Raw genomic sequence first — 16,344 nt, 5'->3', positions numbered from 1 at the left:
CATGCGTAACATTATTACCAACCTCCTTATCGCCGTCGTACCCAGGCACACCGCCGGGGATGGCTAGCTGCCATCCACATGACAGGCGGTGTGCATGGGCCCTCTTCGGGGCCTTTTTTATTTCCCGAGACCGACACGAACGAAGCCGCTGCCAACAGCGCATCCGGAGCAAGCCAATGAGCGACAAGAGCCACGATCCGAACCAGATGACCGGCGCCGCGATGATCGTCCGCGCGCTCATCGATCATGGCGTGACCGATATTTTCGGCTATCCCGGCGGCGCGGTGCTCCCGATCTACGACGAGATCTTCCAGCAAAGCGAGGTCCAGCACATCCTGGTTCGGCATGAGCAGGGCGCCGGCCACGCCGCCGAGGGCTATGCGCGGTCGACCGGCAGGCCGGGCGTTGCACTGGTGACCTCCGGCCCCGGCGCCACCAACATGGTGACGCCGCTCACCGACGCGCTGATGGACTCGATCCCGCTGGTCTGCATCTCCGGCCAGGTGCCGACGCATCTGATCGGCAACGACGCGTTCCAGGAATGCGACACCGTCGGCATCACGCGCCCCTGCACCAAGCACAACTGGCTGGTGCGCGACGTCAACGATCTCGCAAAGGTGCTGCACGAGGCGTTTTACGTTGCGACCACGGGTCGGCCGGGCCCGGTGCTCGTCGACGTGCCCAAGGACGTGCAGTTCGCGACCGGCACCTATCATCCGCCGCGCAAATCCGACGTGCATCGCTCCTACGCGCCGCGCGTGAAGGGCGATGCGGCGCAAATCCGCAAGGCCGTCGCGCTGCTCGCAGGCGCCAAGCGCCCCGTGATCTATAGCGGCGGCGGCGTGATCAATTCCGGTCCCGAGGCGACCAGGCTGCTGCGCGAGCTGGTCGAGGTCACCGGCTTTCCGATCACCTCCACCCTGATGGGCCTCGGCGCATATCCCGCCTCGGGCAAGAGCTGGCTCGGCATGCTCGGCATGCACGGCACCTATGAAGCCAACATGACCATGCATGATTGCGACGTCATGCTGTGTGTCGGCGCGCGCTTCGACGACCGCATCACCGGCCGCGTCGATGCGTTCTCGCCGGGCTCGAAGAAGATCCACATCGACATCGACCCGTCTTCGATCAACAAGAACATCCGCGTCGACGTGCCGATCATCGGCGACTGCGGCAACATCCTCGGCGACATTCTCCAGGTGTTCAAGGCGGAGGCGAAGAAGCCCGACATCAAGGCCTGGTGGCAGCAGATCGCGCAGTGGCGCGCCCGCAACTCGCTCTATTTCAGGAAGAGCAACGACGTCATCCTGCCGCAGCATGCGATCCAGAGCCTGTTCGAGGCGACGCGTGGCAAGGACACCTACATCACCACCGAGGTTGGCCAGCATCAGATGTGGGCCGCGCAGTTCTACGGCTTCGAGGAGCCGCATCGCTGGATGACCTCGGGCGGTCTCGGCACCATGGGCTACGGCCTGCCGGCCGCGGTTGGCGTGCAGGTTGCCCATCCCGACAGCCTCGTCATCGACATCGCGGGTGATGCCTCGGTGCAGATGACGATGCAGGAGATGTCGACGGCTGTGCAGTACGAGCTGCCGATCAAGATCTTCATCCTGAACAACCAGTACATGGGCATGGTGCGGCAGTGGCAGCAGCTGCTCCATGGCAACCGCCTGTCGCATTCCTATTCGGAGGCGATGCCGGACTTCGTCAAGCTCGCGGAAGCCTACGGCGGCGTCGGCCTCCAGGTGCACAAGCCCGGCGATCTCGACGGCGCCATCCAGGAGATGATCTCGGTCAAGCGCCCGGTGCTGTTCGACTGCCGCGTCGCGTCGCTGGAAAACTGTTTTCCGATGATCCCCTCCGGCAAGGCACACAATGAGATGCTGTTGCCGGAGCAGGCGAACGACGAAGCCACCGCAAAGGCGTTCGCCGGCGGCAAGGCGCTGGTGTGAGCGTGATGTTCGACCTGAACGAGCTCGAACGCGCACATGCGATCGTGGGGCAGGCGGTGCCGGCAACGCCGGCGCACGCCTGGCCGCTGCTCGCCGAGCGGCTCGGCACGCAGGTCGTGGTCAAGCACGAGAATCACACGCCGACGGGCGCCTTCAAGGTGCGCGGCGGGTTGGTCTATCTCGATCGGCTGAAGCGCGAACGGCCGAACATTCCGGGCATCATCTCGGCGACGCGCGGCAATCATGGCCAGAGCCTCGCCTTTGCCGCGAGCCGCCATGGCGTCCCTGCCGTGATCTATGTACCACGCGGCAATTCGGTCGAGAAGAACCGCGCGATGAAGGCGTTCGGCGCCGAACTCGTTGAGCACGGCGAGGACTTTCAGGCCGCACGCGAGGAAGCCGGACGCCACGCGCAGTTCGCCGGGCTGCACATGGTGCCGTCGTTCCATACGGACCTGGTGCTGGGCGTGGCGACCTATGCGCTCGAATTGTTCCGGGCCGCGCCCGATCTCGACATCCTCTATGTGCCGATCGGGCAGGGTTCGGGGATCTGCGGCTGTATCATGGCGCGCGATCTGCTCGGCCTGAAGACCGAGATCGTGGGCGTGCAGTCGACCGAGGCGCCGTCCTACGCGCTGTCGTTCGCGGCGGGTCAGGTGGTGACCACCGAGACCAGCAACACGCTCGCGGACGGCATGGCGACGCGGATTCCCGATCCGGAAGCGCTCGCGGTCATCCTCAATGGCGCCTCGCGTATCGTCCAGGTGACGGACGATGAAATCGCGCTCGCGATCCATGCGCTCTGGACCGACACGCACAATCTCGCCGAAGGCGCCGGCGCCGCCGCGCTCGCCGCGGCGCTTCAGGACAAGACAGGATTGTCGGGCAAGCGCGTCGGTCTCGTGCTGTCCGGCGGCAATATCGACTTCGATCTGTTCCGCGGTTGGGTCGGAACGGATGCGCCGGTCGCTCATCGGGCGACGGCGTAACGACGAGAATGAAGGGGACGACAATGAACCAGCCCGCATCCGCCTATTTCATCGAGGAGCGCCACGACCCGAACGAGACGCACACGCTTTCGGTGCTCGTGCAGAACGAGCCTGGCGTGCTCGCGCGCGTCATCGGCCTGTTCTCGGGGCGCGGCTACAACATCGAGAGCCTCACGGTCTCGGAGACCGAGAGCCAGAAGCATCTCTCGCGCATCACCATCGTCACCACGGGTACGCCCATGGTGATCGAGCAGATCAAGCACCAGCTCGACCGCATGATCCCGGTCTATCGTGTCGTCGACATGACGCTGACCAAGCGCTCGATCGAGCGCGAGCTGGCGATGGTCAAGGTGCGCGGGCAGGGCGAGCATCGCGTCGAGGCGCTGCGGCTGGCGGATGCGTTCCGCGCCCGCGTGATCGACGCCACCACCGAGAGCTTCGTGTTCGAGATCACAGGCAATACAGACAAGATCAATCAGTTTATCGACCTGATGCGTCCGCTTGGCCTCGTCGAAGTGTCGCGCACCGGTGTTGCCGCGATTGGTCGCGGGCCTGAAGGAATGTGAGCCATGCTGGCGCGCGACTGGTATTACAACGAGCGGAACCGGATGGGGATCGGGCCTGCAGTGGCCTCGATCTACGACAGTCATGACGATGCCGATCTACGCGCGCGCGCCGCGCTGAAAATGCTCGGCGTCCAGCGCGGCTGGCGCATCGCCGATATCGGTTGCGGCAACGGCGTGCTTGCGACCGAGGCGGCGCTGATGGGCGCCGAGGTCGATGCCATCGACATCTCGCCCGCGATGCTGGCCCTCGCCGAGATCTACGCGCGCGACCGCAAGGCGCCCGTGCGCACGCAGTCCGCCGGCCTGCTCAGCTTCGCCTATCGGCCGGAATCCTATGACCTGATCGTCAGCGAGTTCACGCTGCACCATCTGCCGGATTTCTGGAAGGCGGTAGCCATGTCGCGGATCTATCGCGCGCTCAAGCCCGGTGCCACTTTCTATTTGCGCGACATCGTCTACGCCTCGATGCCCGATGCCGTCGAGCGCGACGTCGACCAATGGGCCGACTTTGAGATCAAGAACCACGATGTCCCGCGTGAAAGTGTCGTCACCCACATGCGCGACGAGTATTCCACTTTTGGCTGGGTCATGGAGCGGATGCTGACCGACGTCGGCTTCACGCTGGTCTCGGCCGATTACCACGCCCCGATGCACGGCACCTATCTGCTGCGGAAACCCAATTCCTCCACGTAACGGCCGGCGAGCAAGGCTCGACCAGAACAACAAACAGGGCTGCACGACAGGGCAGAACCGGGAACGACAATGAAGCCGGCCGACATCCTCATCGCCATCCTGGTGGCGGTCATCTGGGGGCTTGCCTTCGTGGCGAGCCGGATCGCGCTCGACGAATTTTCGCCGGAGCTGATGACGGCGATGCGCTTCACCATTGCCGCGGTGCCGTGCCTATTCATTCGCAAACCGAAGATTGCCTGGTCGCTCCTGATCGCGATCAGCTTCACGCTCTTTCTCGGCCAGTTTCTGAGCCAGGCCTATGGCATCGCTCACGGCGTGCCCGTGGGGCTGACCAGCGTCGTCGTGCAGAGCCAGGCGCTGTTCACGATCGGCTTTGCCGCGATCGCATTCGGTGAGCGGCCGACGCCGGTGCAGACGCTGGGCATCGTCATCGCAGCAATCGGCCTTTTGATGATCTGCGGCACGGTCGGCTATGATTTCAGCGTCGGTGCCTTCGCCGTGCTGATGATCGCGCCGGTCAGCTTTGCAGTCGGCAATATCTTGTTGCGGGGCGCCCGCGGCGTGCCGATGTTCGATCTGTTCGCCTGGTTGTGCCTCGCCACCGCGGTGCCGCTGTTCGCGCTCACGCTGGTCGTCAACGGACCGACGCCGACCTGGCAGTCGCTGGTCCACATGTCGCTCACCGGCCTCATTTGCTTGCTGTTGATCGGCGCCATCTCCACCAGCATCGCCTATTGGCTGTGGGGCCGGCTGCTGCGTGACTATCCCACCGCGCAAGTGGTGCCGTTCGCGCTGCTGGTGCCGTTCGTCGGCTCGGCGGCGTCCAGCATCGTGTTCGGCGAGCGGTTCGGCCCGCTGCGTCTCGCCGGCATGCTCACCGTGATCGGCGGTATCGCGGTGATGGTGCTCGCGAAGCGTCCGCAGGTCCTGCCGAAGACCGCTTGAGGTGACTATGGCCTATTCGCTCTTCTATGCCTTCCTCGCCTTTATGGTCGTGATGTATTTCACGCCCGGGCCGAACAACATCATGCTGCTGGCCTCCGGCCTGACCTACGGCTTTCGGCGCACCATCCCCCACATCGCCGGTATCGTCATCGGCTTTGCTTTCATGATCGCCGCCGTGGGTCTCGGGCTCGGAACAGTGTTTCTGACCTATCCGATCCTTCAGACCATTCTGAAATACGCCGGCGCGGCCTATCTGATTTACCTTGCCGCCGTGATTGCTTTGTCCGGCCCGACCACGCCGGACAGCGAGACCGGCCACGGCCCGATGACCTTCTGGGGCGCGGCGATGTTCCAGTGGATCAACGCCAAGGGCTGGGTGATCGTGATCGGCACAATCACCGCCTACGCGGCGATTGCCCAATTCCCCATCAATATCGCGATCCAGACTCTGGTCAGCCTACTCGTCGGCGCGGTCTCGACCGTGGTCTGGGTCCTGTTCGGCACTGCACTGCGGCCGCTGCTGACCTCCGAGCGGCTGGTCCGCGCCTTCAACATCCTGATGGCCATCCTGCTGCTTGCGTCCCTCTATCCCGTGGTCATGGATGCATGATGCCCCGGCTTTCCATGCAGAAACGGGTTTCCCAGAGGGCCGAAAATGCTCTAGACAGCCCCCGAAATCCGCAAATTTCACCGTCCGAGACCTGACTGACAAGACCTGACCAACGGCCGATTCCGGCCCCTGAACGAGGAAACGACCATGCGTGTTTATTACGATCGCGACGCCGACCTGAACCTGATCAAGGGCAAGAAGGTCGTCATCGTCGGCTATGGTAGCCAGGGCCACGCCCATGCGCTGAACCTGAAGGATTCCGGCGTCAAGGACGTGGCGATTGCGCTCCGCAAGGGTTCGGCCTCGGCCAAGAAGGCGGAAGCTGCCGGCTTCAAGGTGATGGAAGTCGCCGAGGCCGCCAAATGGGCCGACCTGGTCATGATGCTGACCCCGGACGAGCTCCAGGGCGACATCTACCGCGAGCACCTGCACGACAACATGAAGAAGGGCGCCGCCCTCGTCTTCGCGCACGGTCTCAACGTCCACTTCAACCTGCTCGACCCGCGCGCCGATCTCGACGTTCTGATGATCGCGCCGAAGGGCCCCGGCCACACGGTGCGTTCGGAATACCAGCGTGGCGGCGGCGTGCCCTGCCTGATCGCGATCGCCAAGGACGTCTCGGGTAACGCCCACGACCTCGGCCTGTCCTACGCCTCCGCCGTCGGCGGCGGCCGTGCCGGCATCATCGAGACCACTTTCAAGGAAGAATGCGAGACCGACCTGTTCGGCGAGCAGGTCGTGCTCTGCGGCGGCCTGGTCGAGCTGATCAAGGGCGGCTACGAGACGCTGGTCGAAGCCGGCTACGCCCCGGAGATGGCCTATTTCGAGTGCCTGCACGAAGTGAAGCTGATCGTCGACCTGATCTATGAAGGCGGCATCGCCAACATGAACTACTCGATCTCCAACACCGCGGAGTACGGTGAGTACGTCACCGGCCCGCGCATCGTCACCGACGAGACCAAGAAGGAGATGAAGCGGGTTCTGAACGACATCCAGTCCGGCAAGTTCGCCCGCGACTGGATGCTCGAGAACAAGGTCAACCAGACCTCGTTCAAGGCGACCCGCGCCAAGCTCGCCGAGCACCCGATCGAGGAAGTCGGCGCCAAGCTGCGCGACATGATGCCCTGGATCAAGAAGGGCGCGCTGGTCGACAAGTCGAAGAACTAAGCGGCCGTTCGGATGCGGCGTATCGGTTGCGCCGCATCCGGACACGCGAGCGAAAACACAAGCTTCGCTCGCCAAACCAATTCTTAAATCTTCGCGATTATATTCGAGCGAGATCGCAACCAGCGGTCTCGCTCTTTTCGTCTCGCGCGAAGCATTGCTGCTTCATTCAAATTCTTCGCGAGCTGAAGTGCTCCCTGAGCATGAAGAACTGACGCTTAAACCACATTCTTGGTCTCGCGTTGTTTTCGGAATTTCTCAGAAGCTTCCGATCCTCAAAAGCCCAGCGTCTTCAGGGTCAAGGATTCGGCTCTTCATCCATACCTTCAGGATGCAATCAATCGCACGTCGCGAGGTTCGCACCTCGCTGCAACTTAAGAACTGAGCGGTGGACGGCATTGCGCCCCGGCACCTTTCGCCTGCATGATCGCGGGAGCTCTTGGGGAGGAAGATCATGCGATCCGTCGTCGTCACCGGCGCGTCCACCGGCATCGGCTGGGCCATTGCGAAGTTTCTGATCGGGCGCGGCTATCGTGTTTTCGGTAGTGTCCGCAAGCAGGCCGATGCGGATCGGCTCATGGGTGAATTCGGTACGAACTTCACGGCGCTGCTGTTCGACGTCACCGACGAGGCGGCGGTCCTCGCGGCTGCGCGAAAAGTCCGCGAGGTGCTGGGCGGCGAGACGCTGGCCGGTCTCGTCAACAACGCCGGCGTCGCGGTCGCCGGTCCCGTGCTCGAATTGTCGGTCGACGACTTCCGCCGGCAGATGGAGATCAACGTCATGGGCCCGGTCATCGCGACGCAGGCCTTTGGGCCGCTGCTGGGCGCCGACCCGTCGCTGAAGGGACCGAAGGGCCGGATCGTGATGATCAGTTCGGTCGCGGGCAAGAACGGCAATCCGTTGTCGGCGCCTTACTGCACCTCCAAGCATGCCATCGAAGGCCTGTCGGAGAGCTTGCGCCGCGAATTGATGCTGTTCGGCATCGACGTCATTATCGTCGCACCCGGCGCCGTCAAGACGCCGATCTGGAGCAAGGCCGAGCAGATCGATCTTTCGGTCTACCAGAACTCGCCTTATCTGCCGGCACTGAACAAGGTCATGGCGTTCATGATGAAACTCGGCGAGACCGGGCTGCCGGCCGAGCGGATCGCCGAGGTCGTTTTCGAGGCGCTCACCGCCGAGAGGCCCAAGGTTCGCTACCAGATCACGCCGGACCGGATGCGGCATTTGATGACGGCCACGCTGCCCAAGCGTGTAGTCGACCGCATCATCGCCAAGCGGCTGGGGCTGCTGCCGCAGGGCTGAGCCTCCGAGGTGAGACCATTGCCGGACAGGTGATCAATTTCCGATCGTGGGAGCGTCTTGAGATGCCGGCTTATGTGATTTTCGACGTCGAGATCAGGGATTTGCAGCAGTACCAAAGCTTCATGTTGGGCGTGAAGCCCGCCTTGGAGGCCGCTGGAGCTCGATATCTGGCGCGAGGGGGCGCCCACAAGGTCTACGAGGGAGACTGGCAGCCCCGCAGGATCGTTCTGCTGGAATTCCCATCCGTCGCAGCCTGGGAGGCATTTTACACAGGCGCGACCTACCAGGGACTCAAAGCGGTCCGGGACGCTTGCAGTTCTGCCCGCCTGGTCAGCGTCGAAGGCCTCGACTAGACGGCAAGTCGGTTCTGCACTGCGGGATTTGCCCTAGGGACGAATTGGGCCCGGAGACCGATCGGCTTCCGCTAACATTAAGCGAAGGTCGGACCGCGACACGCGTTGCTTGTCCGTGACCGTTCAATTACAGTTTTATGACACGGTGCAGGCCTTCCGGCTGCGCCGAACGCCGCAGGCCCGGTCAGCCGGCTCGGCATCACCGTGCCGGACCAGCAGTTGCGTGTCGTCGATGGCGTCCGCGCCCAATCCAGGTCCTTCTGCCACGACCGCCGTGCTGGCAAGCGTCGCCGCGCTCGGCATCTGGCGGCTGCTCGCGGTTGCAGCGCCGCATCTCGCGGCGCTCGTCCTGATGTACGAGTCCGAGACGGATTTCGGCGCACGGCTCTCCTTCGTGCTGGCCTGGGGCATCCTCAACTTCTTCTGGATCGCGCTGCTGCGGCGGCCGGCGCTCTCGGGTGCGCTGTCGCTGACTATGGTCGTGGTGCTGGTGCTGCTGTCACGGCTGAAGCACGACGTCGTGCAGATGACGGCCAACTTCATCGACCTGATGATGATCGACCGCGACACGGTGGCGTTCCTGTTCACGATCTTCCCGAATTTGCGCTGGTCGGTGATCGGGGCCGGCCTGGTCACGCTGCCGCTGATGTATGCGCTGTGGTGGCTCGACCCATTCCGCATCCGTAGGCTACCGGCGCTCGCCTCGATGCTCGCCTGCCTCGCCGCGCTGGTCGGCTATTCGCTCTACCATCCGGACGAGGCTTGGCGCGGCTATTACGACGACGGCTATCTCTCGAAGTTCTTCCGCTCCGGCGTCAGCGCGGTCTCCGACTTCGCGCAATACGGCTTCATGGAGTCGGCCGCTTCGACCAACGAACGGCTCAACATGCCGCTGGTCGATGCCTGCCATCCTGCCGGCCGGCGGCCGAACATCATCATGGTCCATGATGAATCGAGCTTCGACATCCGCGCCGCGCAGGGCATCAAGGTGCCGGCCGGCTACGGCAGCCATTTCAAATCCTGGGACGGCAAGGAGCGCGCGTTCCTGGCCGAGAGCAATGGCGGGCCGAGCTGGTTCACCGAATACAACGTGCTCGCGGGGTTGTCGTCTCGCTCGTTCGGCCGCTTCGCCTATTTCGTGACGCGCATTGCAACAGGCCGTGTCGAGCGCGGCCTGCCGCTGGCGCTGCGCCGCTGCGGCTACGACACGATGTCGCTCTACCCCGCCTATGGCGGCTTCATGGCCGCGCGCAGCTTTCAGGTGACGACCGGCATCGAACGCTTCCTCGACTCCAAGGATCTCGGCGCCAAGGATGTCGAGCCGGATAGCTTCTTCTACGACAAGGCGCTCCGGCTGATGGGCGAGCGGACGCCGAACAAGCCGCTGTTCACCTTCATCTATCTCGGCGCCAATCATTTCCCCTGGGAGACGCGCTTCCGCCCGGATCTGCTGCCGAACTGGCGCGCACCGGGCAATGTGCCGTCCATCGACGAGTACCTGCGGCGGCAGGCGATGAGCGCCGAGCAGTACAACGCTTTCCTCGCGGGCTTGAAGAAGAAATTTCCCGGCGAACCCTTCCTGATCGTGCGCTACGGCGATCATCAGCCGGAATTCGCGCCCGGTATCCTCGAGCCCGGGCTCGACGAGGGCGCTCTCGGCAAGAAGCTCGACGCCTACGACGCACGTCTCTACGCGACTTACTACGCGATCGACGCCGTCAATTTCGAGCCGGTGAAAAGCGAGGCCGTGATGGACACGGTCGACGGCCCGTATCTGCCGCTGGTCATCCAGGAAGCCGCCGGCATCCCGCTCGATCCGTCCTTCGCCGAGCAGAAGGAGATCATGCTCCGCTGCAAGGGCATATTCTACGGATGCAAGGACGGGGCCGAAGCGCGCCGGCTTAACCGGCTGCTGATCGATGCGGGGATGATCAGGGGGCTGTAGCGTCTCTCCAACGTCGTCCTGGCGAAGGCCAGGACGACATCGAACGAATGGCGCGGCTACCGCCCACCCACCTTCTCCCAAAGCCATTTCGCCACTGCATCCGGCGACGAATTCGCGTCATTGCCGGCGGCGCGCAAATTAGCTTCGCGCATGGTCGCGATGTCGATCTTGCCGAGCAGCGGCTTCACCGCGGCCCGCAGCCGTTCGTCGCCGGCGCGCTTTGGGGCCAGCAACAGGATCGCATCGTAGGGCGGGATCGCGTGCCTGGGATCGTCGAGCGCAACGAGATCGTATTTTGCGATCAACCCGTCGCTGGTGTAGCCGGCGATGACATCGACCTCGCCGCTGGCGACGGCCGCATACATGAAGTCCGGCTGCATCTGGCGCTGGGCGCGGAACGAGAGGCCATAGGCTTTTTGCAGCGCCGCCCATTCGGGTCGCGAGAAAAACTCATAGTCGCCGGCGATCGACAGGGTCGAAGCATGCGCGGCGAGGTCGGCGATGGTGCGGATGCCAAGCGCCTCGGCGCGCTTCTTCGGGATTACCAGCGCATAGGCGTTCTCGAAACCGAGCTCGCCGAGCAGGGTGATGTTCTCCTTCGCAAGCGTTGTCTGCAGCTCCGCCAACAGCTCCGCGCGCGGCTTGATGTCCGTGCGGTGAAGCTGATTGGCCCAGAGCGTGCCGGAATAATCGACGTAGAGATCGATATCGCCGGCTTTCAACGCCTCGAAGATCACGCTCGAGCCGAGACCGGAGCGTGCGACGGCGGAGAGACCGGCGGCCTGAAGCCGGTCCCGCATCAGCGCCGACAGCACATACTGCTCGGCGAACGTCTTGGCGCCGACGACATAGTTCTGTGACGAGCGCCCCATCGTTGGCACCAGTGTTGCGGCGAGCAGTGCGGCGATCCCGGCCGCGCCAAGCCCCGCACGCACGCGGCTGCGCCAGCGCAAGCCGCTCTCGATCAGGCCGAGCAGTTGATCGACGGCGAGCGCCAGCAGGGCCGAGGCAAAGCAGCCGAACAGCACGAACACCCAGTTCTGGGTCTGGAGCCCGGCAAAGATATAATTGCCGAGGCTGGTCTGCCCGATCGGGGTCGACAGCGTCGCGGTGCCGATCACCCACACCGCGGCGGTGCGGATCCCCGCCATCATGACGGGCAGCGCCAGCGGCAGTTCGACCATCACCAGCGACTGCCGCGCGGTCATGCCTACTCCCTGAGCGGCTTCGATCAGCGCGGGATCGATGCCGTTGAGCCCGGTGATGCCATTGCGCAGCACCGGCAGCATCGAATAGAGCGCCAGCGCCAGCATCGCCGGCAGGAAGCCGAAAGCGGAGAAGGAGACGCCGAACCAGGCCAGCGCCACGGAGGCCGCGAGCAGCAGGAGCGGATAGAACAGCGCGAGCAGCGCCAGCCCGGGCACCGTCTGCACGATGCTGGCGAGCGCGAGCAGCACAGCGCGCGGCGTGGGACGGTTGCGCGTCAGAATCGCCAGCGGCAGGCTGACGATCAGGCCGAGCGCAAGCGCGGCGAGACTCACCCGCACGTGGTTGCCGAGATAGTCGGGCAAATGCGCCAGCGCTTCGCCCCAACGCGGATCGGTGAAAAGGCTCATGCCGCCCCGCCCTTTAGCAGCAGCGCGTTCAATCGCTCGACCTGGCGTCGCGGCGTCCGCAGCAGCTCCAGCACGTAGGCGTCGCTGCTTTTCGAGAGCTCCACTGGCGTGCCCTGCGCCAGCAGCTTCCCGCTGCGCATCACCGCGATGCGGTCGGCGAGCAGGATCGCTTCCGTCATGTCGTGGGTGATCATCACGGTGGTCAGGCCGAGCTTGCGGTGCAGCTCGCGAAAATCGTCGCCGAGCGCATCGCGGGTAAGGGGATCGAGCGCGCCGAATGGCTCATCCATCAGCACGATGCGGGGCCTTGCCGCAAGCGCCCGCGCCACGCCGACACGCTGGCGCTGGCCGCCCGAGAGCGCATCCGGCAACCGCCCGCGATGGGCGGCCCGGTCGAGTTGCACGAGCTCGAGCAACTCATCGACCCGTGTTGCGATATCCGCCGCCGGGACGCCGAGCAGCTTCGGCGTGATCCCGATATTGTCGGCGACGCTCAGATGCGGGAACAGTCCGCCGCTCTGGAAAACGTAGCCGATGCGGCGCCGCAGCGCGACCGGATCGACCGATTGCACGTCGTCGCCCTCGACCGTGATCGTGCCGCCATCCGCCTCGATCAGGCGGTTGGCGAGCCGCAGTAGCGTCGTCTTGCCCGAACCCGAGCCGCCGACGACGGCTACAAATTCGCCTTCGGCGATGTCGAGTGACACATCGTCCACGGCCTTGAGCGCGCCGAAGCTCTTGGTGACGTGGGCATAGCCAATCATCGGCCTGGACGGCATCGGGCGGGGCTCACTGCGCTGACCCGCCCCAGGGAGGGAGGGGGAAGGGAGGGGATGACAAGGCCCATGCGTAGCACGCTTGGCGGCTTGATTGAACTTGGTCGCGCGAGCGGCTAAGGCATCGGGCCAAGTTCGGAGGAAGCATATGATAACGCCTACGGCAGTGGCGCTGGAAGATGCCAAGGTCGCGTTCCAGCTGGGCGACGAGCGGGTCTATACGGCGGTGGAGAAGGCGCATCTGACGGTGGCGCAGGGCGAGTTCGTCGCCATCGTCGGCCCGACCGGCTGCGGGAAATCGACGCTGCTCAACGTCGCGGCCGGGCTGCTGAAGCCGGCTGCCGGGAGCGTCAGGATATTCGACCAGCCACTTGCCGGGCTGAACCGGGACGCCGGCTACCTGTTCCAGGCCGATGCGCTGTTCCCCTGGAAGACCGCGCTCGACAACGTCGCGATCGGGCTCGAGGTCAGCGGCACGCCGCGCAGCGAGGCACTGCCGCGGGCGCAGAAATGGCTGACCTCGGTCGGCTTGGGCGCCTTCGCCAACCGCTATCCGCACATGCTCTCGGGCGGCCAGCGCAAGCGCGTGGCGCTGGCGCAGGTGCTGATCCGCGATCCAAAGATCCTGCTGATGGACGAGCCGTTCGGGCCCTTGGATGCACAGACCCGGCAGGTGATGGGCAACCTGTTACTCGACCTCTGGAACGCCGACCGCAAGGCCGTGCTGTTCGTCACCCATGATCTGGAAGAGGCGATCGCGCTCGCCGACCGCGTCGTGATCATGTCGGCGGGGCCGTCCTCCCGCATCATCGGCGACTGGCGCGTGAGCCTGCCGCGCCCGCGCGACATTTTTGAAGTGCGGCTGGACAAGGACTTCCATGCGCTTCATCGCGAGATCTGGAGCGTGCTCAAGGACGAGGTCATGAAAGGCTATGCGCAGTCCACGCAAGCGGCGGAGGCGGTCTGATGTCGCGCGTCACGCTGCTTACGCTGCAAGTGCTGGTCGCGGTGGTCTGCCTCGCGCTGTGGCAATTGCTGTCGACCGTGCCCGTGTTCGGCAAGATCCTGCTGCCGCCGTTCTTCTTCTCCAATCCGGTCGATGTCCTCGCCCAAATCGTCAAATGGTTCTCGTCCGGTGTGATCTGGAAGCATCTCGGCATCACGCTGACGGAATCGATACTGGCCTTCGTGATTGGATCGGCCGGCGGTGTGCTGATCGGCTTCTGGTTCGCGCGCCAGCCGCTGGTCGCCGCGGTGTTCGATCCCTACGTCAAGATGGTCAACGCTCTGCCGCGTGTGGTGCTGGCGCCAATCTTCGCGCTGTGGCTTGGGCTGGGCATCTGGTCCAAGGTCGCGCTCGGCGTGACGCTGGTGTTCTTCATCGTGTTCTTCAACGTCTATCAGGGCGTCAAGGAGGTCAGCCGCACCGTGCTCGATAACGGCCGCATGCTCGGCATGAGCGAGCGGCAGCTGATGCAGCACGTCTATTGGCCCTCGGCGCTGTCGTGGATGTTCTCCTCGCTGCACACGTCGGTGGGCTTTGCCGTGGTCGGTGCCGTCGTCGGCGAATATCTCGGATCGGCGGCGGGGCTCGGCTATCTCATCCAGCAAGCTGAAGGCATCTTCGATGTCGCCGGCGTGTTCGCCGGCATGTTCGTGCTGTCGGCCTTCGTCATCCTGATCGACTTTGGCGTGACGTTGGTGGAGCGGAGACTGCTGGTGTGGCGCCCGACCGTGGACGGACGCGGCTAGGCCGCAAGGGGCCGGCGCAACGCGCGAGCGCCGGATCGATCAGTCCAGCAGCTTGGTGTCATCGGGCGCCTGCGGCGGCGTCTTGATCGCGATCGCCTTGACCTGTCCGCTGATCGGCTTGGTGCCGCCATGCGGCGTCCCCTTCGGGATGATGACGAGGTCGCCCGGCTTCACCGTGACTTCCTTGTCACCGAACCAGATCGTGCCGGTGCCCTCTAAAATGTACTGGATCTCGTTGGTGTTGGGATGCATGTGCTTGGGCACATTGCCGACCTGGATCGAGATGGTGGCGCCATCGGCGCTTGCGAACGTCTTGGAGCGGTAGCCGACGGCGTTGGCGTTCCCCAGCGCGTCGCCCTCCATCTCGCCGGTGTGGATGATCTGCGGAGTGATGTTCTCCGCGGCCAGCGCCGGCCGCAGCAGGTGGGTTGCGCCGCATCCGGCGGCAAAAGCGGTGGCGATCGACAGTCCGATTGCAAGGCGATTCATGGATGATCCTCCCCATCAAGAATTGTTCTTGTGGGCTTCATGCTATTGCGCCGAAAGGCCGATGGCCAGCGCCTTCGGTCCTGCTTCTCAAGCCAGCCCGGCTGCTTTATGGTGCCGCCAGCCGAACGGAGGAAACCAATGAAGAACACGATAGCCAGGCTCGCGGGCGCGCTGCTCGCGCTGACGCTCACCACCGGTCTTGCCGCGGCGCAAAGCAAGGTCACGATCGCGATCGGCGGCGGCTCCTGTTTGTGCTATTTGCCGACGGTGCTGGCAAAGCAGCTCGGCGAATACGACAAGGCGGGTCTCGACGTTGAGCTCGTGGACCTCAAGGGCGGCTCGGACGCGCTCAAGGCCGTGCTCGGCGGCAGCGCCGACGTGGTCTCCGGCTATTTCGACCATTGCGTCAACCTCGCGGCCAAGAAGCAGGAGCTTCAGGCCTTCGTGGTCTATGACCGTTATCCCGGCCTCGTGCTGGTGGTTTCGCCGTCGCACACCAACGAGATCAAGTCGATCAAGGACCTCGCCGGCAAGAAGGTCGGCGTCAGCGCGCCCGGCTCCTCCACTGACTTCTTCCTGAAGTATATGCTGAAGAAGAATGGCGTCGATCCCGCCAGCACCGCCGTGATCGGCGTTGGCCTCGGCGCCACTGCGGTCGCCGCCATGGAGCAGGGCCAGATCGATGCGGCCGTGATGCTCGATCCCTCCGTGACCGTGCTCCAGGGCAGCCACAAGGATCTGCGCATCCTCTCGGACACCCGCACGCAAAAGGATACGCTTGAGACGTTCGGCGGCGAATATCCGGGCGGCGCGCTGTACTCGACCGCGGCCTGGGTCGCCGGGCACGAGAAGGAGACGCAGGCGCTGACCAACGCGATCCTGGGCACGCTCGCCTGGATCCACTCGCACTCGCCCGAGGAGATCATGGCGAAGATGCCGGAGGAGACGGTTGGCAAGAACAAGGACCTCTATCTCGCGGCACTCAAGAACACGATCCCGATGTTCTCCGAGACCGGCAAGATGGACCCGAAGGGTGCAGACGCCGTGCTCGCGGTGTTCAGCGTTGGATCGCCCGAGGTCGCCAACGCCAAGATCGACGTCAGCAAGACCTTCACCAACAAGTATGTCGAGCAGGCCAAGAAGACCACGGGAAGCGTCAAATAACTGACGCGAAGGCGTGGTCATCAG

At 64.2% G+C, this 16,344-nt stretch carries 16 protein-coding genes; 13 read left to right on the top strand and 3 right to left on the bottom strand.

Annotated features, from left to right (window positions below; translation table 11 throughout):
* Positions 1 to 176: 176 nt before the first annotated feature.
* The 10 genes from IVB19_RS28575 (at position 177) to IVB19_RS28530 (ending at position 10,523) form a co-directional block, all read left to right on the top strand.
* Complete coding sequence (locus IVB19_RS28575) at positions 177 to 1,952, top strand: acetolactate synthase 3 large subunit (protein ID WP_247820411.1); 1,776 nt, start codon at positions 177 to 179, stop codon at positions 1,950 to 1,952.
* A gap of 5 nt (positions 1,953 to 1,957) precedes the next feature.
* Positions 1,958 to 2,941: a threonine dehydratase gene (locus IVB19_RS28570; protein ID WP_247820410.1), complete on the top strand. Its 984-nt coding sequence runs from the start codon at positions 1,958 to 1,960 to the stop codon at positions 2,939 to 2,941.
* Positions 2,942 to 2,964: 23 nt separating this feature from the next.
* Positions 2,965 to 3,507 (top strand): acetolactate synthase small subunit, encoded by a 543-nt coding sequence (gene ilvN / locus IVB19_RS28565; RefSeq protein WP_007613340.1) that lies wholly within the window; start codon positions 2,965 to 2,967, stop codon positions 3,505 to 3,507.
* 3 nt (positions 3,508 to 3,510) lie between these two features.
* Positions 3,511 to 4,200: a class I SAM-dependent methyltransferase gene (locus IVB19_RS28560; RefSeq protein WP_007613338.1), complete on the top strand. Its 690-nt coding sequence runs from the start codon at positions 3,511 to 3,513 to the stop codon at positions 4,198 to 4,200.
* A 69-nt stretch (positions 4,201 to 4,269) separates the two neighbouring features.
* Complete coding sequence (locus IVB19_RS28555) at positions 4,270 to 5,145, top strand: EamA family transporter (RefSeq protein WP_247820409.1); 876 nt, start codon at positions 4,270 to 4,272, stop codon at positions 5,143 to 5,145.
* Between the two features lie 7 nt (positions 5,146 to 5,152).
* On the top strand, positions 5,153 to 5,755 hold the full coding sequence (locus tag IVB19_RS28550) for a LysE family translocator (RefSeq protein WP_247820408.1): 603 nt from the start codon (positions 5,153 to 5,155) through the stop codon (positions 5,753 to 5,755).
* A gap of 147 nt (positions 5,756 to 5,902) precedes the next feature.
* The gene (ilvC, locus tag IVB19_RS28545) at positions 5,903 to 6,922 is read left to right on the top strand and encodes a ketol-acid reductoisomerase (protein WP_007600992.1); all 1,020 of its coding nucleotides are present in this window, start codon (positions 5,903 to 5,905) and stop codon (positions 6,920 to 6,922) included.
* Positions 6,923 to 7,373: 451 nt separating this feature from the next.
* Complete coding sequence (locus tag IVB19_RS28540; RefSeq protein ID WP_247820407.1) at positions 7,374 to 8,225, top strand: SDR family oxidoreductase; 852 nt, start codon at positions 7,374 to 7,376, stop codon at positions 8,223 to 8,225.
* A gap of 62 nt (positions 8,226 to 8,287) precedes the next feature.
* Positions 8,288 to 8,578 carry a DUF1330 domain-containing protein gene (locus tag IVB19_RS28535; RefSeq protein WP_018454346.1) on the top strand — a complete coding sequence of 97 codons (291 nt, stop codon included), beginning with the start codon at positions 8,288 to 8,290 and terminating at the stop codon, positions 8,576 to 8,578.
* Positions 8,579 to 8,810: 232 nt separating this feature from the next.
* Positions 8,811 to 10,523 (top strand): sulfatase-like hydrolase/transferase, encoded by a 1,713-nt coding sequence (locus IVB19_RS28530; RefSeq protein ID WP_247820406.1) that lies wholly within the window; start codon positions 8,811 to 8,813, stop codon positions 10,521 to 10,523.
* Positions 10,524 to 10,579: 56 nt separating this feature from the next.
* Here the strand turns inward: IVB19_RS28530 and IVB19_RS28525 are convergent, their stop codons facing one another.
* Both IVB19_RS28525 and IVB19_RS28520 read right to left on the bottom strand, forming a co-directional pair.
* Positions 10,580 to 12,139 carry a glycine betaine ABC transporter substrate-binding protein gene (locus IVB19_RS28525; RefSeq protein WP_247820405.1) on the bottom strand — a complete coding sequence of 520 codons (1,560 nt, stop codon included), beginning with the start codon at positions 12,137 to 12,139 and terminating at the stop codon, positions 10,580 to 10,582.
* Entirely contained in the window at positions 12,136 to 12,918 is a 783-nt protein-coding gene (locus tag IVB19_RS28520; RefSeq protein WP_247820404.1) for an ATP-binding cassette domain-containing protein, read from the bottom strand. Before IVB19_RS28520 ends, IVB19_RS28525 begins: the two co-directional genes overlap by 4 nt.
* 145 nt (positions 12,919 to 13,063) lie before the next feature.
* Between IVB19_RS28520 and IVB19_RS28515 the strand changes: the two genes are divergently transcribed.
* Together IVB19_RS28515 and IVB19_RS28510 are read left to right on the top strand one after the other, a co-directional pair.
* Positions 13,064 to 13,882 carry an ABC transporter ATP-binding protein gene (locus IVB19_RS28515; RefSeq protein ID WP_247820403.1) on the top strand — a complete coding sequence of 273 codons (819 nt, stop codon included), beginning with the start codon at positions 13,064 to 13,066 and terminating at the stop codon, positions 13,880 to 13,882.
* Positions 13,882 to 14,667: an ABC transporter permease gene (locus tag IVB19_RS28510; protein WP_247820402.1), complete on the top strand. Its 786-nt coding sequence runs from the start codon at positions 13,882 to 13,884 to the stop codon at positions 14,665 to 14,667. Before IVB19_RS28515 ends, IVB19_RS28510 begins: the two co-directional genes overlap by 1 nt.
* A 39-nt stretch (positions 14,668 to 14,706) precedes the next feature.
* Here IVB19_RS28510 and IVB19_RS28505 read toward each other — a convergent pair whose 3' ends face one another.
* Complete coding sequence (locus IVB19_RS28505; RefSeq protein ID WP_085350257.1) at positions 14,707 to 15,156, bottom strand: cupin domain-containing protein; 450 nt, start codon at positions 15,154 to 15,156, stop codon at positions 14,707 to 14,709.
* A gap of 138 nt (positions 15,157 to 15,294) precedes the next feature.
* On the opposite strand from IVB19_RS28505, the gene IVB19_RS28500 reads away from it, so the two are divergent.
* On the top strand, positions 15,295 to 16,320 hold the full coding sequence (locus IVB19_RS28500) for an ABC transporter substrate-binding protein (protein WP_018454353.1): 1,026 nt from the start codon (positions 15,295 to 15,297) through the stop codon (positions 16,318 to 16,320).
* Positions 16,321 to 16,344 lie beyond the last annotated feature (24 nt).

Source organism: Bradyrhizobium sp. 187 (genome assembly GCF_023101005.1).
Classification (GTDB): domain Bacteria; phylum Pseudomonadota; class Alphaproteobacteria; order Rhizobiales; family Xanthobacteraceae; genus Bradyrhizobium; species Bradyrhizobium canariense_D.
This window is presented reverse-complemented; position numbering and strand designations above follow the sequence as displayed.